Origin of the sequence: Corynebacterium sp. HMSC070E08 (genome assembly GCF_001808895.1) — a bacterium.
In the GTDB taxonomy this organism is placed as follows: Bacteria; Actinomycetota; Actinomycetes; order Mycobacteriales; family Mycobacteriaceae; genus Corynebacterium; species Corynebacterium hiratae.
Genome location: NZ_KV794788.1, coordinates 22,207 through 41,870, shown reverse-complemented (window position 1 = coordinate 41,870; position 19,664 = coordinate 22,207). Strand labels below are relative to the sequence as shown.

The following is a 19,664-nucleotide window of genomic DNA, read 5'->3' as shown; positions in this document are numbered from 1 at the left end:
CGAACGCATCGCCATTGTCGGAAAGGATTTCTTGAGGTTTGCCGTAGGCGGCGAACGCTGCGGCCAGTACGGCGCGCGCATCAGTACCGTTTTCTGGCAGAGCGAATGCTGTGGTTCCGACATCGAATCTGCTGGCATCATCGATAATCTGGTAAATCGTGACATGTGTGTGGGCATGGTCAAAGAGGCGATAGACCAGTCCATCGATTTGCCAGAGTTCACCGACGTGATCACGGGCGAAGCGCTTATAGGAGCTGCGTGGCCGTTTGCGGGCATTGGCATCAACAAATCCCAGTTCATGCAGCCACGAGGCGATTGTAGAACGCGATGGGGTGGAATCTGGGCCTGAAGTGTCAAACAAGAAGTAGTAGATCGACCAAGGCCCATAATCCAAGCCTTGCTCCATCAACTCCTGTCTGGCGTGGACGACTGCGATTTTATCGGCCTCGTCAAATTTCTTCATCGGATTCTTCGGGGCAGTCGAATCAGGCACAATACCTGCGCGACCCTTCTGCTCTATCCGGTGTTTGATGTTGTGGTACGTCTGCCGCGAGATTCCTAATTCTTTGCAAAACTGTGTGACCGTCTTGCCGTCACGAACGGGATCGAAATCTGCGACCTTTCTACGCTTATGCAATGGAATAGCCATCCGGCTATTCCACCGCCGCAAACGTCCAAAAAGCCACTAGACATCCCGTCCAAAAACATCCTGGACTCCGTGTCCAAAAAGTCGCTAGACATCACACATCTAGGTTTCTTTTGCTAGGTTTCTTTCTTTCTGTGGGGGCTTAGCGGCGGCATTAAAAGAGGGCCCAGCGTTGTGCTGGGCCCCTTTCAGTTTCAAGCTCCTAGAGCTTGAAACGAACTACTTGAGCTTGATGAGCGCGGAAGAGAAGTAGTCCTCGATGGCAGCTGGGTCATCGAGCGGAAGGACCGCTCCCACGTACTGGTCCGGGCGAACGATGACGACGGCACCGTCGCGAGAAATGCCGCGGGTGTGGAAGATGTCCTTGTCTCCCGGCAGAGCATTGAAAACATTCTCCCAGTTCGGGATAGTGAACTTGCCGTTGCGGGGGCGGAACAGGAGCGGAGCGTCCAGGATCTCGTACTCGTGATGGTTCGTCTGCTGGTAAATAGCCTTCACGTCGAAATAGGTGTTCTCATCGGCACCCTCGGGCGTGAACTTAGCCAGGATGGGGCCCATCTTGTCAGCCCACTCGCTGAGCTTTGAGGTCTCGCCGGCCTTGGGGGCATCAGCGAAGGCGTAGATGCGGTAGCGGCCGTCAGCGGTGTGCTGGTGGCCCAGGTGCTGGGGGTACGCGTCACAGCGGCGCAGAACCTCGTAGGACTTGAAACGCTTGCCTACCGGGAAGCCGACGGCCAACTTCTGGTGCTCGGTGTTGCCGACGATGAGGTTCTCTTCGTACTGCGTCATCATGCCGGCGGCGAACTCCTCTGCGGAGACGTAGTACTTCTCGACTGCCTCGGGATCATCCAGCTCCTCGGTTGGGGTGGCCATGAGGGTCGACCATTCGCGGTCGAAGTTGATGAGGTTCTGCGCGGCTGGCTGGCGCTCGCCGTGGTAGGTGGCCAGGAGTTCCTTCGGCGCGCGGCCATCGAGGACGTGGCCGAGCTTCCACCCGATATTGAAGCCATCCTGCATGGAGACGTTCATGCCCTGGCCGGCCTTGGCGGAGTGGGTGTGGCAGGCATCGCCGGTGAGGAAGACGCGCGGGTCCTCATCGTTGTTGTCGAAGGCATCGACGAGGCGGTGCCCCACCTCGTACACGGAGTGCCAAGCGACCATCTTGACGTCGATGAAGTAGGGCGAGTAGATCTCGTTTGCCTTCTCGATGATCTTCTCAATCGGGGTGGAGCGGACCTTGTGGTTGTCATCCTCGGGCACGACACCAAGGTCGACGTAGATGCGGCAGAGGTAACCGCCCTCACGCGGGATGTGCAGGATTGAGCCGGCCTGCGAGTGGATGGCACACTTGGTGCGCCAGTCCGGGAAGTCGGTATCGACGACAACGTCCATGACGCCCCATGCGTGATTGGTCTGGTCACCCTTGAGCGAGCAGCCAATGGACTTGCGGACGCGGGACTTCGCGCCATCGCAGCCCACGACGTACTTAGCGCGTACGTCGCGCGGGTTGCCGTCGACATCCTCGAGGTGCACCGTCACGGGGTATTCGCCCTCCCCTACCTCAAGGGAGACGAAGTTCCAGCCGTAATCCGGGGTGATTCGGCCGGGTGCTCGGCGTGCGTAGCGGGCGAAGTAGTCCAACACGCGAGCCTGGTTCACAATGAGGTGGGGGAACTCGGAGATTCCGTGTTCGTCGTCAATCGGACGGGCGCCGCGAACAATCTTGGAGCGGTCCTGCGGATCGGGGTTCCAGAAGGACATCTCGGTGATTTCGTAGGCCTCTTCCGTGATTTCCTTGGCAAAGCCGAAGGCCTGGAAGGTTTCTACGGAGCGGGACTGGATGCCGTCGGCCTGGCCCAACTCGAGGCGGTGAGGACGGCGTTCAATGATGCGCGTGTTGACGTCGGGGAACATTGCTAGCTGCGCGGCCGCGATCATGCCGGCCGGGCCGGAGCCGACAATGAGGACGTCCATTTCATCGGGAAGCTCAGAGGCGCGATCGATGCCATACCCGGCGGGCTCGTGCACGCGGGGATCTTCCGAAACGTAGCCGTTGTGGTGGAACTGCACTGTGGACTCCTTAGTCAGCGGGTTGTCGTGGTCGAGAACAAAAGCGAGTGATGGGGGTGGTAGCTACTCCCCCATCGCTCTGTGAGCTTTGCTCGTGGAGGTGGTGACTCAGTTCAAGGCGTCTGGAGGATGTGAGCTGGGTCTTATTTCTAGAATCATATATGATGCGCGTCTCCTGCACAATGATCTGCGCACGGGACGTCGCCTAGCGCGGGCTGAAGATGAAGTGCCCCTGAGATTGCTCGGCCTCGTGCTCTGCGCCAAGTGCGATTCCCTTGCGCTCACGCAGGATGAAGGCGCAGATGAAGCCGACAATCGAGGCGGAGACGAGGTAGCCCGACACCGCGAAGGTGGTGCCGGTAGCCTCCACGAGCGACGCGGCGATCATGGGGGCGAAGGCGCCGCCCAACACCGAGCCAAGCGCATAAGTGATGGACACGCCGGTAGCGCGAATGGAGGCGGGGAAGAGCTCGGCGTACATCGCGGACTGTGCCCCATAGGTCAGGCCCAGGCCGACGGTCAGGAAAATAAGTGCGCCGTAGAGAAGCCCCAGACTACCGGTGTTGACCAGCGGGAAAAGGGCGGCAGCGCCGATTCCCTGCAGGATGAATCCGATGAGGTAGGTGTTTCGGCGGCCGATGTAATCGGAGATGTATCCCGCGAACAACGTCATCAATGCCCACGTGACCGCAGAGACGGTCACGGCGTTGAGGACGTCACCGCGGTCGAGGGCAACGAGGCCGTCGGGATCGGTGGCGTAGCGCTGAATATAGCCGCCCGTGGTCATGTACCCGACGGTGCCGTTACCTGCAAAAACGAGGGCCGCGACCAGGACCAGCGGGGTGAAATTCTTGAAGAGCTTGCCAATGGGGTTGGTGGCCTCTTCCTCCTCGCGCTCTGCAATCTCTTCGAAGACTGGGGACTCGTCGACGCCCATGCGGATGAGGTAGCCCACCAGGATGAGAACGAAGGAGAGCAGGAAAGGTACGCGCCAGCCCCAGCTCATGAAGGCGTCGCCAGGCGCGATGGTGTTCATGATGGAGAGCACGCCGGAAGAAAGCAGCAGACCGGCAGGAACGCCGATCTGGGGGCCTGCGCCGTAGAGGCCGCGCTTGTCATTCGGCGCGTGTTCCACAGCCATGAGCACGGCGGATCCCCACTCGCCACCTGCGGAGATGCCCTGGATAATGCGCAGGGTGATGAGAAGGATCGGCGCCCAGATTCCAGCGGTCTCGTAGGTGGGCAGAAGGCCGATGAGGGTGGTCGCACCGCCCATGGCGATGAGCGTGACCATGAGAACCACGCGGCGGCCAAGACGGTCGGCAAAGTGTCCTGCCAGAAACGCGCCGACCGGGCGGAACAGGAAGGACAATCCCACGGTCAGGAAGGAAATGATGGTGGCTAGGCCACCCTCGAGCGGGCCGAACATGAGCTGGTTGAACACGAGTCCGGCCACTGCGGCATAGAGGAAGTAGTCGTACCACTCGATGGCGGTACCGATGGTAGTCGCGGCGACGACGCGGCGGCGTTCGGCCGTCGAAATTGCCGGCGTGACAGATGTGTGCGACATTCTGGTTCCTTTCGGCATGCGGTGTGCCATATATGGAAATGCGTGTGAGTTGAACCACTTGCGGTGGTGGTAGGGATAATATACGATCTGGGCAAGGATTTGTTCACAATTAAGGATTCTTCATGGCTGTACCTGAGTTCTTGCCGGTTAAACCGGGCAAAATGATCGCTGTCCATGTGGCTTTCGAGTCCCGCGCAGCTCAGCGCGGTCGCTGGCCCAAGACCCCGAGCTACTTCCTCAAGGCGACCAGCACGCTGGCTGAATCGGGCGGGGTTGTTGAACGCCCCGAGGGAACGGAGCTGCTGGCTTTCGAGGGAGAAATCGCGCTCATCATCGGAACCCCGGCCCGCAACGTATCGCTTGAGGATGCGTGGAAGCACGTCGCCTACGTGACGGCTTCGAACGACATCGGCCTGTATGACTACAAGGTGCAGGATAAAGGCTCCAACACCCGCTCCAAGTCCCGTGACGGGTACACCCCCATTGGGCCGGAGCTTATCGACGCCCAAGGGATCGACCCGAAGGGACTGCGCCTGCGCACCTGGGTCAATGGCGAGGTTGTTCAGGAGGGAACCTCTTCTGATGAGGATCTCATCTTCCCGCTCGCCCAGTTTGTGGCCGACCTGTCCCAGCACATGACGCTGGAGACCGGTGACATCATCCTCACCGGCACCCCGGCGGGTTCCTCCGTTATCGAGCCGGGGGATGTCGTTGAGGTCGAGGTTGACGTGCCGGGTGGCGTGAGCTCCGGCAGGTTGAAGACCACCGTGAAGGAAGTCCCCGCTTCCTTCGATCCACAGCTGGGCAACCTGCCCTACGTGGACGATAAGCAGCGCGAGGACGCCTACGGTGACCGCGAATCCGCCGGCCTTCCCCCCAAGGATGAGGGCGGGCTCGACCCAGAGCTCAAGGCAGCATTGGAGAAGGCACCGACCGCCGGCCTGTCCGCCCAGCTGCGACAGCGCGGAATCAACCAATCCGTGATCGAAGGCGTCTACCCGCAGGCCAAGGGAACCAAGATGGTGGGTGTTGCCCGCACGCTGCGCTTTGTGGCTGGCCGTGAGGATCTGTTTAAGTCTCATGGCGGTGGACTCAACGAGCAGAAGAAGGTCTTCGACACCGTCAAGGAAGGCGAGGTCATCGTTATTGAGGCCCGCCAGGAATCCGGCTCCGGAACGCTCGGCGACATCCTGGCGCTCCGCGCGAAGGTCCGCGGTGCCGCAGGCGTCGTGACCGACGGCGGCGTGCGTGACTACGAGGCCGTTAAGGAGATTGGTCTGCCCGTCTTCACGCAGGGCGCACACCCGTGCGTTCTCGGCCGTAAGCATGTCCCGTGGGATAGCGATATCGCTGTTTCCTGCGGAAACGCCACCGTCCTCCCAGGTGACATCATCGTTGGTGATGATGACGGCGTCGTGGTCATCCCCCGCGATATCGCAGCCGAAGTCGCCGAAGGTGCCCTCGCCAAGGAGCACGAGGACGAATGGGTCGCTTCCCAGGTGGAGGAAGGCGCCAGCTTGGATGGGCTCTTCCCGCCGACCGGAGCGAACAAGGAAGCCTACATCGCTTTCCGTGATGGAAAGGCAGGTGGTCAATGACGCAAACCGCAGCACCAGCCGGGGAAAGTAAATCCCAACAAGCCTATAACTGGATAAGTGAAAGGATTCGGACTCGCGACTATGAGCCCGGGTATCGCCTCGTGTTGGCAACAATCGCGGATGAACTGGGGATCAGCGTAGTTCCCGTCCGTGAGGCTATTCGGCAACTCGAAGCGGAAGGGATGGTCACCTACGAACGCAACGTCGGTGCCAGCGTGACCACCTACAATCGCGAGGCCTACTACGAATCCATGGACATCGTGGCCACCGTGGAAGCCAATGCCACGGCCCAATCCGCCCCGTATCTCAACGCGGAGGATATTGCCCGGGCGCGGGAGATCAACCAGCGCATGCGGGAGCTCGATATCCACCACGATCCAGAAGAATTTACCCAGCTCAACAAAGAATTTCATAGCGTTCTCTTCTCCAAGTGCCCGAACGAGAGGTTGAAGGACTTGGTGGTGGACCAATGGAAGCAATTGGAATACCACCGCGTCTCGACCTTCCGCTACGTGCCGGAGAGAGCCCAAGAGTCAACGCGCGAGCACGAGCAATTGGTCAGCCTCATTGAGGCTGGCGCGGAACCCGCCTACATAGAAAAAGTGGCCAGGCAACACCGACTGGCCACCCTCAACACCTATCGCAAGAAAAACGATTAAGGAGTTCACAGTACTCATGGCTATCAACAACGATGCTGCTAAGCCCACCGACCTTCCAGAGAAGATTCTTCACTACATCAACGGCGAGTTTGTCCCGTCGATTGACGGAGATGAATTCGAGGTCCTCGACCCGGTAACCAATAAGGCCTACATCAAGGCCGCTTCTGGCAAGCCGGAAGACATTGACAAGGCTGTTGCTGCCGCGAAGGACGCTTTCGAGAACGGCCCGTGGTCCAAGGCCCTGCCGCGCGAGCGCGCCCGCGTCCTCAACAAGATCGCGGACATCGTCGAAAGCCGCGCAGACAAGCTCGCTGCTTGGGAATCCTTCGACTCCGGCTTGCCGATCACCCAGGCCAACGGTCAGGCCAAGCGCGCTGCGGAGAACTTCCGCTTCTTCGCTGACCTGATTGTCGCCCAGGCTGACGACGCCTACAAGGTACCGGGCCGCCAGATCAACTACGTCAACCGTAAGCCGATTGGCGTGGCGGGCCTGATTACCCCGTGGAACACCCCGTTCATGCTGGAGTCCTGGAAGCTCGCCCCGGCCATCGCCACCGGTAACTCCGTCGTCCTCAAGCCGGCTGAGTTCACTCCCCTCTCCGCACAGCTGTGGGCAGGCATCTTCGAGGAGGCCGGCCTCCCGAAGGGCGTCTTTAACCTGGTCAACGGCTTCGGCGAGGAAGGCTACGCCGGCGACCCGCTGGTTAAGCACCCGGACGTCCCGCTGATCTCTTTCACCGGTGAATCCCGCACCGGCCAGATCATTTTCGGCAACGCAGCCCCGCACCTCAAGGGCCTGTCGATGGAGCTGGGCGGCAAGTCCCCGGCCATCGTCTTCAGCGACGCCGACCTGGAGACAGCTATTGACGCCTGCATCTTCGGCGTCTTCTCCCTCAACGGTGAGCGCTGCACCGCCGGCTCCCGCATCCTGGTTCAGCGCGATATCTACGATGAGTTCGTGGAGCGCTACGCCGCCCAGGCTAAGCGCGTGAAGGTGGGCCTGCCCTCCGATCCGACCACCGAGGTCGGCGCCCTGGTGCACCCGGAGCACTACGAGAAGGTCACCTCCTACATCGAGATCGGCAAGCAGGAGGCCACCCTGGCCGCCGGCGGCGAGCGTCCGGAAGGCTTCCCGGAAGGCAACTTTGTTCAGCCGACCGTCTTCGTTGACGTCAAGCCGGACGCACGAATCTTCCAGGAAGAAATCTTCGGCCCCGTCGTTGCTATCACCCCGTTCGATACCGACGAAGAGGCACTCGAGCTGGCGAACAACACGAAGTATGGTCTTGCCGCCTATGTGTGGACCTCGGATCTGAAGCGTGCCCACAACTTTGCCCAGAACGTTGAGGCCGGCATGGTGTGGCTCAACTCCAACAATGTCCGCGACCTGCGCACCCCCTTCGGCGGCGTGAAGGCTTCCGGCCTGGGCCACGAGGGCGGCTACCGCTCGATCGACTTCTACACCGATCAGCAGGCCGTCCACATCAACCTGGACAAGGTGCACAACCCGGTCTTTGGCAAGCAGGACCAGTAACGTCTACACGCCCCCTTCACTCCCCCATTACTAATTCACACTAAGGAGCCATCATGGCTGACATTCAGGCCCCCGACATTCTGCGTTGCGCCTACATGGAGATCATCGTTACCGATCTCGCTGCATCCCGTAAGTTCTACGTTGACACCCTCGGTCTCGTCGTGACCGAAGAAAACGAGAACGAAATCTACCTGCGCACCTACGAAGAGTTCATCCACCATAACCTCGTGCTGCGTCAGGGCCCCGTTGCTGCCGTCGCTGCATTCTCCTTCCGCGTTCGTTCGCCGGAGGACCTGGACCTCGCCGAGGAGTTCTACAAGGCACGTGGCTGCGAGGTCCGCCGTAACAAGGATGGCTTCGTCAAGGGCATCGGTGACTCCGTGCGTGTTCAGGACCCGCTGGGATTCCCGTACGAGTTCTTCTACGAGGTTGAGCACCGTGAGCGTCTGGCCTGGGCATACGACGCCCACATCCCTGGTGCGCTCGTTCGCCTCGATCACTTCAACCAGATCACCCCGGATGTCCCTGCCGCCGTGCAGTACATGGAGGAGCTCGGATTCCGCACCACAGAGGACATTCGCGATGAGGAAGGAACCGTTTACGCTGCATGGATGCGCCGTAAGCCGACGGTGCACGACACCGCCATGACCGGTGGCGATGGCCCGCGTATGCACCACATCGCCTTCGCTACCCACGAGAAGCACAACATCATCGCGATTTGTGACAAGCTGGGTGCGCTGCGCGAATCCGACCGTATTGAGCGCGGCCCGGGCCGCCACGGTGTTTCCAATGCGTACTACCTGTACCTGCGTGACCCGGACGGCCACCGCGTAGAGATCTACACCCAGGACTACTACACCGGCGACCCGGATAACCCGGTCGTGACCTGGGATGTTCACGATAACCAGCGTCGTGACTGGTGGGGAACCCCGGTTGTTCCGTCCTGGTACCGCGATGGCTCCACCGTCCTCGACCTGGATGGCAACCCGGTGCCGCTGGTCGCTCGCGAGGATGAGTCCGAGCTCGAGGCCACCATTGGTGCGGACGGCTTCTCCTACACCCGTAAGGAAGACTCGGAGGAGATGCCGGAGTGGAAGCAGGGCGAGTACAAGCTGGGTAACCAGCTCTAAAACGGCCTAAGCACTCAGGTTGATTAACGTGGTCCCGCGGCGTCGATAATGCGCACATAACGCGGGGCCGCGTTGTCGTTTCACGTGAAACCGCAACGTTTAACAACCATTACAACACCACAGTCACGTTCAATAACACAGTAAGGAGCGAAGAACATGCTGGATGAGAAACAGCACATCGCTATTGCAGATGAACTGGCGCAAGCCGAAAAGGACCGTTCAATGGTCCCGCTGCTGACCGCCCGTTTCCCGGAGATGAGCATTGAGGACTCCTACGCGGTGCAGCGCGAGTGGGTGCGCCGCGGCATCGAAGACGGGCGCCGTCTCGTCGGCCGTAAGATTGGCCTGACCTCCAAGGTTATGCAGGAGGCCACGGGAATCACCGAGCCAGACTACGGCGCAATCTTTGAAGACCAGGTTTATGAGAACGGCTCCACTATCGAGCACGCGCAGTTCTCCAACGTCCGCATCGAGGTTGAGCTGGCCTTCGTGCTCAAGGAGGAGCTAAAGGGGCCGAATTGCAGCATCTTCGACGTGCTGCGCGCTACTGAGTATGTTGTCCCTGCTCTGGAGATCCTCTCCTCCCGCATCGAGATGGAGGGACGCACCATTGTCGACACCATTTCGGATAACGCAGCCCTCGGCGCCATGATCTACGGCGGCAACCCGGTGGAACCCGCGGACGTCGACCTGCGCTGGGTGTCCGCGCTGCTCTACCGCAACGAGTCCATCGAAGATACGGGTGTGGCGGCGGCCGTGCTGAACCACCCGGCAATGGGCGTGGCCTGGCTTGCCAACAAGCTTCACGCGCACGGCGATAGCCTTGCCGCCGGCGACATCATCCTGGCCGGTTCCTTCACCAAGCCCATGTGGGTTGAACCGGGCGATACCGTCCATGCAGACTATGGAAAGTTGGGGTCCATCACATGCCGATTCCAGTAAAGCTGCCGCCCACTTTCGCGGACGTCCTAGAAAAGGCCGAGCAGCCGCTCGTTGGCGCCTGGATCTGTTCCGGCTCGGAGGCTGCAGCGGAGATCATCGCCTCGGCTGGCTTTAGCTGGACGCTGATCGACGGCGAGCACTCGCCCTATGGCCTCGAAACCATCCTCTCTCTGCTGCGGGCTACCGACGCCTACGGCTTGACGCGCGTGGTCCGCGTGCCAGTAAACAACACGGCACTCATCAAACAGTACCTTGACCTGGGTGTACAAAACTTGATGGTGCCCATGATTGATACCGCCGAGGAAGCCGAGGCGGCCGTAGCAGCCATGCACTACCCTCCCCGCGGCGTGCGCGGCGTGGGCTCGGCGCTGGCCCGCTCCTCACGCTGGAACGGCGTGGAGAACTACCTCGCCAATGCCTCAGATACGGTGAGCCTCACGGTGCAGATTGAGTCTGCGACCGCGGTAGAGAACGTGGAAGAAATCGTGGCTCTTGACGGGGTGGACAATATCTTCGTCGGTCCCTCGGACCTGGCGGCCTCCATGGGGCTGTTGGGCCAGCAGACCCATCCGGATGTGATCGAGGCGGTTAATCACACATTTGAAGCCGTGCGCGCTTCCGGAAAGAAGGTAGGCGTCAACGCTTTCAACCTTGAACAGGCCCAGAAATACATAGCTTCCGGTGCATCATTTGCCCTGGTTGGGGCGGATGTTCAACTTCTTTCGGGTGCGGCACGCCAACTGGCAGACAAATTCCATTTGGGAGGGTAAAAAAGAACCATGAGTGAAAACAACAAGGTCAATATTGACGAGCTGCTGGCCAAGGTTCCGACTGGCTTGCTGATTAACGGTGAGTGGGTAGACGCCTCCGATGGCTCCACTTTCGATGTGGAAAACCCGGCGACCGGTGACGTCATCGCCACCCTTGCTTCCGCTACTTCTGAGGATGCGAAGAAGGCTTTGGACGCCGCCTGCGCCGTGCAGGACGAGTGGGCACGCACGTCCACCCGCGAGCGTTCTAACCTGCTACGCCGTGCTTTTGACCTGGTGCAGGAGCGCAAGGACGAGTTCGCCGCGCTGATGACCCTGGAGATGGGCAAGCCGCTGGCGGAGTCCTACGGTGAGGTTACTTATGGCGCTGAGTACCTGCGTTGGTTCAGCGAGGAGGCCGTTCGTGACTACGGCCGTACCCTGCCGGCGCCGGAGGGCACCCTGCGCATGGTGACCCGTCGTAAGCCGGTGGGTCCGTGCTTGCTCATTACTCCGTGGAACTTCCCGCTGGCCATGGCTACCCGCAAGATTGCCCCAGCCATCGCCGCTGGCTGCACCATGGTGGTCAAGCCGGCCAAGCTCACGCCGCTGACTACTCAGTACTTCGCACAGACCATGATTGATGCCGGCGTTCCGGCAGGCGTGGTCAACGTGGTTTCCGGTAAGTCTGCATCTGCCATCTCCGAGCCGATCATGGCGGATTCTCGCCTGCGCAAGGTTTCCTTCACCGGCTCTACCCCGGTGGGCAAGACTCTGCTCAAGGCAGCTGCCGACAACGTCCTGCGCACCTCGATGGAGCTGGGCGGCAACGCTCCGTTCATCGTCTTTGAGGACGCCGACATTGACCAGGCCGTCGAGGGCGCAATGGGCGCCAAGATGCGCAACATCGGTGAGGCTTGCACCGCCGCTAACCGCTTCATCGTCCACGAGTCCGTCGCTGAGGAGTTCGCGGAGAAGTTCGCCAAGCGCATCGGTGAGCTCAAGGTGGGCAACGGCCTCGATGAGGGCGTTACTTGTGGTCCGCTCGTGGAGCAGAAGGCGCTGGATAACATCACCGCGCTTGTCGACGACGCCGTGGAGAAAGGCGCCAAGGCCATCGTCGGCGGCAAGCCGGGTGAGGGCAAGGGCTACTTCTACGCCCCGACCGTTCTGACCAACGTTCCTCGTGATGCCCGCGTGGCACAGGAGGAGATCTTCGGCCCGATTGCTCCGATCCTGACCTTCTCTGATGAGAAGGAAGCAATTGAGATTGCTAACGACACCGAGTACGGATTGGCCTCCTACGTGTTCACCGAGGATTCCGATCGCATGTGGCGCATCGGTGATGGCCTCGAGTTCGGACTCATGGGCTTCAACGCTGGTGTCATCTCCAACGCCGCTGCCCCATTTGGTGGCGTGAAGCAGTCCGGCATGGGCCGCGAGGGCGGCGCTGAGGGCCTGGACGAGTACACCTCGCTGCAGTACATCGCTATGCGTGACCCGTACGCGAATGCATAAATAGTGCATTAAATCCGCTGATAATGATGCTGGCATCTCCTTTGTGGGAGGTGCCAGCATTGTCTTTTGCGCATAGTATTCGCGCTGGTGTGGTGTGACAGCACTCATAGACAAATCGTGATCACGCACAAACAACAATAACTCTGTGCGACGGGACACAATTACTAACTACACACCGAGATGCGTTGGGCTCGCTCCAAGGCATTTCGGGCCGACATAGTTAGTAAGGAGGAGTTGGCGTGGACACATCGACGCAGTCACCAGTGCTACCCGCTCGAAACGTACAGCCCGGGCACCGGGCTCCCAACGACCAAGAGGGCGGCCTGGGCGCCGGGCGCCTAGGGACAACGTCGCTAGTCTTTATGATTATTGCGGCGTCCGCCCCCCTTACTGTGCTCGCGGGAGGCGTACCGACCAACTTTGCGGTATCTGGATTGTTGGGGGTCCCTTGGAGCTACTTAGTGCTCGGGATCATCCTCGTGTTCTTTGCAGTCGGGTACGGAATTATGAGTTCGAAGATTCAGAACTCAGGAGCCTTCTATGCCTATGTGTCTGAGGGGCTGGGCAACCGTCAAGGAATCGCAGCGGCGATTCTAGCGCTGGTTTCTTATAACATGATGCAGGTTGGCCTGTACGGAATCTTCGGTTTCTCCCTCGCCAATCTGATCAATGGTTGGTTCGGCACGAGCATTTCGTGGTGGATGGCCGCCTTGGTTGGCTGGGTCTTGGTAGCAGTCATGGGAGTCAGCAACGTCGACTTCTCGGCCAAGGTCTTGGGAGTTTTGGTAGCGCTTGAATTCCTCGTCGTTGCCGGTGTTTCTATGTTGTCGCTAGGCGTTGCTCCCGAGGGAATCACCGCGGAGACGATGCGTCCAGGCCAGTTCTTCACTAACGGCATTGGCGTGCTTCTTGCTTTCGGAATCGCGGCCTTCATGGGCTTCGAGTCTGGTGCGATCTACTCGGAAGAAGCGCGAAATCCGGAGCGGACGGTTCCAAAGGCCACGTATATCGCTGTTGGAACTATTGCCCTTTTCTACGCCTTTTCGGCATGGGCATTTGCTCAGGGAGTGGGGCCGTCCGTCGTCATCGACAAGGCAACTGAGCTTGGTCCCGACCTAGTCTTCGTGTGGTTGGGCGACTATTCAGTGTTTGCTGCCAACATAGCGAACTGCTTGTTTGTAACCTCGCTTATTGCTGCTCTCGTGGCGTTCCATAACGCCGCAGCGCGATACTTTTTCTCCCTCGGGCGCTCACGCGTTCTTCCTAAGAAGTTCGCTACAGCATCTGCTAAAGGCGCGCCTATAGCTGGGTCTCTTACCCAGACAACACTTGCAGTCGTTGTAGTAGCTGGCTTCGCAGTGGCTGGAAATGGGAGTGAAATGGGCGAGCTGTTCCCAGTTCTTACTCTCTTTACGTGGCTTACTAACGCGGCGGCATTTGGCTTGGTCTTCCTGCTTGCGGTGGTCAGCGTGTCCATCATGGTTTGGCTGAACAAGGAAGAGAAAGGCTACAGCCTCTTTACAAGGGTTATGGCACCGCTCGTCTCGGCTTGCGGACTCTCAGCTGTCTTCGTACTGGTGCTGATGAATTTCCCGCTCATGATTGGCGACACCGGCCCGGATGCCCTCGTGTGGGTAATGCCGGGAATCATCATCGCATCCGGAATCCTTGGCCTTGTCTGGGGCGAATACTTGAAACATAAGAAGCCGCATATCTACGCAGGTCTTCAAGACAATCTTGACCAAATCTAAAACTTGAGGAAGGCAATCATGGAAAAGAAGAGTGTAATCGTCGTTGGTGCAGGATTCGCAGGTCTAACGGCAGCGCGCGAGTTGCAAACCGCTGGAATTGACTATCACATCGTGGAAGCACGCGACCGCATTGGTGGCCGTGCGTGGACGGATGACAGGCTCGGACGTCCGTTGGAGATCGGTGCAACCTGGGTGCACTGGCATCAGCCGCATGTCTGGTCCGAAATCACTCGTTATGGCCAGGATATTATCGCTTCGCCCGTTGTAGACACCGCCTACTGGTATGCCGGCGGAGAGCTGAAGTCTGGCACGGAGGCAGAAATGGATGCCAAATTGGCTCGGCCAATGGAGAAGATATTCGAGAATTCTCGCGAATTCTTCCCAGAGCCGCACAAGCCGCTGCTTGTGCTGGATGAGAAATTCGGTGCATCCCAAGAGCTAAAGGATGCTTTCCTCGCTGCAGATCAGGCTGGAGTTCTCGACGCATTAGAAGACGGTGACTTCACACAAGAAGAAAAGGACTTGTGCAATGCTTACTGGTCGGCCGGGTACATCGGGTACCCAGAACAGGGCTCCTCTTTGATGGCCAAGCAGTGGGCAGCCTTGTGCGATCACCGTCTTTCCTTGGTGGATGAGCAAACGCTGCGATACAAGCTCGTCAATGGCATGCGGGGTATCTACGGCAACATTGCAAAAGATCTGACCGGAGAAATTCGTTTAAACACTGCGGTGACGGCGATTGAGCATGGAGAAGACTCAGCCACCGTTACATATGCGGACGGTACTTCCGAAACGGCAGACGCGGTGATTGTCACGGTTCCGGTCGGTGCGTTGGGGAACATTACGTTTACGCCAGGGCTGCCCGAGGGCGCGCAGAAGACTGTCGAGCAGAAATGGAACTCAACTGGTTTCAAGGCGTGGATCAAGATCAAGGGGCACCACAATATTTTCGGCTACGCGCCTCAGCCGGCCGTTGTGTCTGTGCTGCGTTCGGAGTACTTCGAAGATGACGACACGACCATTTGTGTCGCCTTCGGCTCCGATCACGAGAAGATTGATCTGGAAAGCATTGAGGATGCCCAAAAGGTCGTTGACCAGTGGCGCCCAGATCTTGAGGTTGTTGGTGTCACCGGTCATGACTGGGTAGCCGACGAGTACTCCGGCCAGGCCTGGGCCACACTGCGGCGAGGCCAGTTCACGGAGGGGTGGCACCACTTCCGCACTTCCACTTCCTCGTTGCACTTCGCAGGAGCCGATTGGGCTTCCGGTTGGCGTGGAGTGGTTGTTGATGGAGCCATCGAAACCGGAATCTCCACCGCACGCGAGGTCATCAATAAGCTGCGTGGTTAGTCGCTGGCCGCCGCTCGGTACGCACTCGGCGACTTGTGGAACTCCGCCTTGAAGATGCGTGAGAGGTGCGAGGGATCGTGCAGGCCATAGCGGGCGCTGATGTGGCTGATTGATTCCCCGGAGTGCCGCGGGTCGACGAGTTCTCTGCGGATGTGCTCTAGGCGCCTCGTTCTGATGTAGCTGCCTACAGAGAGGCCCTGTTCGGAGAACTTGGCGTGGAGGTGGCGCACTGATACGAAGAGTGCTTGGGCGATGGTGCTGGGGCCTAGGTCCGGGTCGCCCAAGTGCTTCTCGATGTAGGCGGTGGCCTGGTTGAACAGAAGTGTGCCTGCAGAGGGTTCGTCGGCGACGTCGGAGGCCAAGACTGACACCAGCATGGTCAGCGCCGAGCGGACTAGGGCCGTGGCATGCGGGCCCTTCAATAGGTCCAGGTTCTTGGCAAGCTGTTCAAAGAGGGGCACGGCCACCGCGCCGAGGCCGTGTGAGCGTGAGATCGGATTCGCGGTGAGGCGTTGGATCTGCGCGGGTGAGATGTCGAGGAAGCTCTGCGGGAAGTGAACAATGAGGGTGTTTTGTTCCTTCGGATAGCGCAGGGTGTAGGGCCGCTGGGTGACGTATAGCGCTAGGTCCCCTGGGCGAAGCTCGCAGGTTCGCCCGTCCTGGCTCATGGTTGAGGAGCCTGTGATCTGCAGACTGAGCTTGCAAAAAGGGACTTCGTCGGTGGAAACCTTGTATCGGTTCACGGTGTGCGGGGAGGTGTGCATATCGAAGAGGGATATGTCCCCCACCTTCGTTGAGCGCAGCGTGGCGTGAAAGGAAGAGGGGTCTTCGGCGTCCACGTCGAGTTGTCCAAAAGAATCGGATGACGCGGTGCGCCACGACGCGATATCGAAATGTTCAACGGCGGAGGAAGACATAACTGGAATCATATCGTGAGAACTGGCACATTTTTGGACAAATTGTGTGCACGCAGAGTCAAGACGACATGTGTGGTGCAGGTAACATCCTAAACAAAAGTATCTTTTGGGCTTTGCTCGCGGGGCCCTCGACTTCCTTGAAGGAGATCTCATGACTCAGTTCGCTACGTACGCTGATCTGCTCAACGCCATCACGGACGAGAATGGACGCGACATCCTCAACCCCGCCACAGGTGAGGTCGTTGGCCGCGCCCCAGAAAACACCGTAGAGGACCTCAACGCTGCAGTTGAGACCGCACGCGCGGCACAAAAGGACTTTGCCAAGCTGAGCGACGAAGAGCGCTGCGAGCTGCTCACCAAGGCCGCCGCCGCCATCGACGCCAACGCTGAAGCCCTCGTTGAGCTTCTCTCCCGTGAGCAGGGTAAGCCGCTCAACGGCCCGAACGCCCGCTTCGAGGTCGGCGCCTGCTCTGCGTGGCTGAATGCTACCGCCTCCTTCGAGCACCCCAACTACACGGCCGTTGATGATGACATCACCGCCACCGTTAACTACCGCCCACTCGGCGTCGTTGGAGCTATTGGCCCGTGGAACTGGCCGATGATGATCACCATCTGGCAGATTGCGCCGGCGCTGCGTATGGGTAACGCGGTCGTCGTCAAGCCCTCCGAGTACACCCCGCTTTCCGTACTGGGCCTGCTCAAGGTCGTGAACTCCGTGCTTCCGGAGGGTGTTCTCCAGGTCGTCAGCGGTGCCGGTGAGGTTGGTGCGGCGCTGACGACCCACGAGGGCGTCGACAAGATCATGTTCACCGGTTCCACCGCCACCGGCAAGAAGATCGTGGAGGCCAGCGCCGACAACCTCACCCGCCTCACGCTGGAGCTCGGCGGCAACGATGCCGGCATCGTGCTGGACGACGCCGACCCGAAGGAGATCGCCGGCGATCTCTTCTGGGGTGCATTCATCAACACCGGCCAGACCTGTGCGGCGATGAAGCGCGTGTATGTGCCGGAGTCGCTGTACGACGCCGTCTGCGACGCCCTCGTCGAGGTGGCCAAGGCCTCCCCGATGGGCGTGGGCTTGGAAGAGGAGAACGTGCTCGGTCCGCTGCAGAACAAGCAGCAGTTCGACATCGTGGACAAGCTCGTCACCGCCGCCAAGGATTCCGGCGCCCGCGTGCTGCTGGGTGGAGACCCGGACTACGACGCGCCGGGCTACTTCTACCCCACCACCCTGGTGGCGGACATCGACCCGGATAACGCGTTGGTCGTCGAGGAGCAGTTCGGCCCGGCACTGCCGATTGTGAAGTACACAGACCTGGATTGGGCCATCGAGCAGGCCAACAAGCTTGACGTGGGCTTGGGCTCTTCCGTGTGGTCCTCCAACCGCGAGCGTGCACTGGACGTTGCTGCGCAGCTGGAGGCTGGCACCACCTGGATCAACAGCCACGGTGCTGTGGATCCGCGCGTGCCGTTCGGCGGCATCAAGTCCTCCGGCTACGGTGTGGAGTTCGGTACCGAGGGCCTCAAGGGCCTGGCCTACCCGCAGATCATCAACGGCTAAAACCGCTGTGGCGCTGCTATTCTTAGCGCCATGAGCACCGCCAAAGTCCCGGAGATCGAGTACGCAGCCTTCGACGCCATGAAGGAGGTTGCGTCCTCGCTGAAAGCTGCCTACCTCACTCGGGCCGCTGAAGCAGGCAACGATGTTGAATCACAATGGTGGATTCGTCAGAATTGGCTGGTAGAGGACATAGTCAGTGGTGTTGATTCAACCGACATTGAAGCCATCCGCGCCGCTGCGGCTCTCTTTGCGCAGCGGCTTGAAGCCCTCTCCTCCGAGCACAAAGCGGCATAGCCTATGCTTTCCGCCGCTGACTTCCCCGTTGATCCGCAGGTCATGGAGCAACGGCTAAAGACTCTGCAAACTAGCTATTTTGGTCGGTCGAATGCTCATGGTCCGGCTGTTCCAGAGGTCATTTATGTGGCGGGGCAGCCAGCGTCAGGCAAATCAACGGCTATTGAATCTGTAAAGAATGGTCACGCGGTCCTTGATTCCGATGAGGTTCGGAAGCTGCACCCCGCCCTCGACGAGATCATGGAGCGCGACCCCCTGCGCATGGACGTGCTCACCAATGGACCGGTGCCCTATTGGATGTCCTCGCTGATTGAGTATGGCCGGCAGCACGGGCACTCTCTCATCATTGAGAACACGCTGTCCAACCCGGAATTCATCGCAGGAGAGATAGCCAAGTTTCGCTCCGCGGGTTTCCGCGTGAGGGTCGTGGGCTTGGCGGTGGCGCAGGAGGTCTCCAGGCTCGGTGTCGTCCAGCGCTACCTGGAGGCGCAGCGTGTGAGCCGCTACCCGCGCTGGACCAATGAGGTTTCCCATACGTCGGGCTTTAAGGCCATCGTCCCAGGGCTTCAAGCGATTGCCCCGCTTGTCGACGACCTCGAGATCCGCACCCGCGACGGCCGTACTTTGAGCGGCATCGAGGATATTGAGGCTGAGCGCGCAACCTGGTTCGACTCCCCCGCTGTTCGGGCCGACTGGCTGGCCCGTTTCGACAGCTGTGACTTGAGTGGGCTTGAAGCTGAGAAGCTCACGCAAAACCTCGTGGCTGATGCAGAGCTTATCCGCAAGCTTTAAGGCTGTGCCCGTGGAACTGCGCGCCCGGTAGGCGGTGAGAGCTTCGTGTCAAAGCGGCTGCTGGCGAGCTGGCGGTCTGCGAGGTCTAGCAGGCTGAGGATGTCGTCTGCGTGGAGTTTAGATTCAACGTGTGATCGACCGCCGATTATCGGGCACGCTGGACTTCAGTTCATCTGTGGTCGAGCGGCCCAGGCGTTGACATTGCATTGCTGCTCGGTGTGGTCGCCCGCAGCCCGAGCGAGTGTCTCGCTCCGGCTGCGATCGCTGTGATGCCGGTCCATGACTGGACATCGCACTGGCCTCTGCTGTCGTCGCTGACGGCGACGACGGTGCCGTCTTCGTGTAAGCCGACGGTGTGTAGGTAGCCGGCAAAGACCCCGGACACGTGTGTCCACCGGGCGACGTCGGTCTGCCCTCGCTGATTGTTGCCAGTTGCGAGGGCTGTGCCGTCGCGTCGAACTGCGATTGTGTGCCAGTCGCCGCATCCGATCTCAGTTGACCATGATCTCGCTGTAGATTGTCCTACGTGGGGGGCATGTGGTGGAGTAAAGATTTTCGACCTGACATCTGGCCGCAAGACAGG

General features: G+C 59.8%; 17 protein-coding genes. 12 read left to right on the top strand and 5 right to left on the bottom strand.

Annotated features, from left to right (window positions below):
- The 3 genes from HMPREF2526_RS09685 to HMPREF2526_RS09675 all read right to left on the bottom strand — a co-directional run.
- Nucleotides 1–649: helix-turn-helix domain-containing protein (locus HMPREF2526_RS09685; protein ID WP_148139564.1), on the bottom strand; the 649-nt coding region annotated here is incomplete at its 3' end.
- A 216-nt stretch (nt 650–865) separates the two neighbouring features.
- Complete coding sequence (locus HMPREF2526_RS09680) at nt 866–2,716, bottom strand: FAD-binding monooxygenase (protein ID WP_070547165.1); 1,851 nt, start codon at nt 2,714–2,716, stop codon at nt 866–868.
- 205 nt (nt 2,717–2,921) lie between these two features.
- Nucleotides 2,922–4,286 (bottom strand): MFS transporter, encoded by a 1,365-nt coding sequence (locus HMPREF2526_RS09675; protein WP_070547164.1) that lies wholly within the window; start codon nt 4,284–4,286, stop codon nt 2,922–2,924.
- 122 nt (nt 4,287–4,408) lie between these two features.
- Here HMPREF2526_RS09675 and HMPREF2526_RS09670 point away from each other — a divergent pair, with 122 nt between their 5' ends.
- The 9 genes from HMPREF2526_RS09670 (at nt 4,409) to HMPREF2526_RS09630 (ending at nt 15,517) form a co-directional block, all read left to right on the top strand.
- Nucleotides 4,409–5,884 (top strand): fumarylacetoacetate hydrolase family protein, encoded by a 1,476-nt coding sequence (locus tag HMPREF2526_RS09670; protein WP_046648737.1) that lies wholly within the window; start codon nt 4,409–4,411, stop codon nt 5,882–5,884.
- On the top strand, nt 5,881–6,543 hold the full coding sequence (locus HMPREF2526_RS09665; protein ID WP_046648738.1) for a GntR family transcriptional regulator: 663 nt from the start codon (nt 5,881–5,883) through the stop codon (nt 6,541–6,543). The genes HMPREF2526_RS09670 and HMPREF2526_RS09665 overlap by 4 nt, the downstream gene beginning before the upstream one ends.
- Nucleotides 6,544–6,559: 16 nt before the next feature.
- Nucleotides 6,560–8,077, top strand: a complete 1,518-nt coding sequence (hpaE, locus tag HMPREF2526_RS09660) for a 5-carboxymethyl-2-hydroxymuconate semialdehyde dehydrogenase (protein WP_070547163.1) — start codon at nt 6,560–6,562, stop codon at nt 8,075–8,077.
- A 53-nt stretch (nt 8,078–8,130) separates the two neighbouring features.
- Entirely contained in the window at nt 8,131–9,207 is a 1,077-nt protein-coding gene (gene hpaD, locus HMPREF2526_RS09655) for a 3,4-dihydroxyphenylacetate 2,3-dioxygenase (RefSeq protein ID WP_070547162.1), read from the top strand.
- A gap of 156 nt (nt 9,208–9,363) precedes the next feature.
- Nucleotides 9,364–10,149 carry a 2-oxo-hept-4-ene-1,7-dioate hydratase gene (hpaH, locus tag HMPREF2526_RS09650; RefSeq protein ID WP_070547161.1) on the top strand — a complete coding sequence of 262 codons (786 nt, stop codon included), beginning with the start codon at nt 9,364–9,366 and terminating at the stop codon, nt 10,147–10,149.
- On the top strand, nt 10,134–10,919 hold the full coding sequence (locus HMPREF2526_RS09645) for an HpcH/HpaI aldolase family protein (protein ID WP_070547160.1): 786 nt from the start codon (nt 10,134–10,136) through the stop codon (nt 10,917–10,919). The genes hpaH and HMPREF2526_RS09645 overlap by 16 nt, the downstream gene beginning before the upstream one ends.
- Before the next feature lie 9 nt (nt 10,920–10,928).
- On the top strand, nt 10,929–12,416 hold the full coding sequence (locus HMPREF2526_RS09640; protein ID WP_070547159.1) for an NAD-dependent succinate-semialdehyde dehydrogenase: 1,488 nt from the start codon (nt 10,929–10,931) through the stop codon (nt 12,414–12,416).
- Nucleotides 12,417–12,655: 239 nt separating this feature from the next.
- Nucleotides 12,656–14,167, top strand: a complete 1,512-nt coding sequence (locus HMPREF2526_RS09635; RefSeq protein WP_070547158.1) for an APC family permease — start codon at nt 12,656–12,658, stop codon at nt 14,165–14,167.
- 18 nt (nt 14,168–14,185) lie between these two features.
- The gene (locus tag HMPREF2526_RS09630; protein WP_070547157.1) at nt 14,186–15,517 is read left to right on the top strand and encodes a flavin monoamine oxidase family protein; all 1,332 of its coding nucleotides are present in this window, start codon (nt 14,186–14,188) and stop codon (nt 15,515–15,517) included.
- Here the strand turns inward: HMPREF2526_RS09630 and HMPREF2526_RS09625 are convergent.
- The gene (locus HMPREF2526_RS09625; RefSeq protein WP_070547156.1) at nt 15,514–16,434 is read right to left on the bottom strand and encodes an AraC-like ligand-binding domain-containing protein; all 921 of its coding nucleotides are present in this window, start codon (nt 16,432–16,434) and stop codon (nt 15,514–15,516) included. The two genes, HMPREF2526_RS09630 and HMPREF2526_RS09625, sit on opposite strands and share 4 nt — an antisense overlap.
- Nucleotides 16,435–16,585: 151 nt before the next feature.
- Here HMPREF2526_RS09625 and HMPREF2526_RS09620 point away from each other — a divergent pair, with 151 nt between their 5' ends.
- Genes HMPREF2526_RS09620 through HMPREF2526_RS09610 form a run of 3 tightly spaced genes read left to right on the top strand, consistent with a single transcriptional unit; the run spans nt 16,586 to nt 19,081 of the window.
- Entirely contained in the window at nt 16,586–17,995 is a 1,410-nt protein-coding gene (locus tag HMPREF2526_RS09620) for an aldehyde dehydrogenase family protein (RefSeq protein ID WP_070547155.1), read from the top strand.
- Between the two features lie 30 nt (nt 17,996–18,025).
- On the top strand, nt 18,026–18,289 hold the full coding sequence (locus HMPREF2526_RS09615) for a hypothetical protein (RefSeq protein WP_070524133.1): 264 nt from the start codon (nt 18,026–18,028) through the stop codon (nt 18,287–18,289).
- A gap of 3 nt (nt 18,290–18,292) precedes the next feature.
- The gene (locus HMPREF2526_RS09610) at nt 18,293–19,081 is read left to right on the top strand and encodes a zeta toxin family protein (protein ID WP_070547154.1); all 789 of its coding nucleotides are present in this window, start codon (nt 18,293–18,295) and stop codon (nt 19,079–19,081) included.
- 169 nt (nt 19,082–19,250) lie between these two features.
- On the opposite strand, the gene HMPREF2526_RS13005 is transcribed toward HMPREF2526_RS09610, so the two are convergent.
- Entirely contained in the window at nt 19,251–19,658 is a 408-nt protein-coding gene (locus HMPREF2526_RS13005) for an RCC1 domain-containing protein (protein ID WP_232745421.1), read from the bottom strand.
- Between the last annotated feature and the right edge of the window lie 6 nt (nt 19,659–19,664).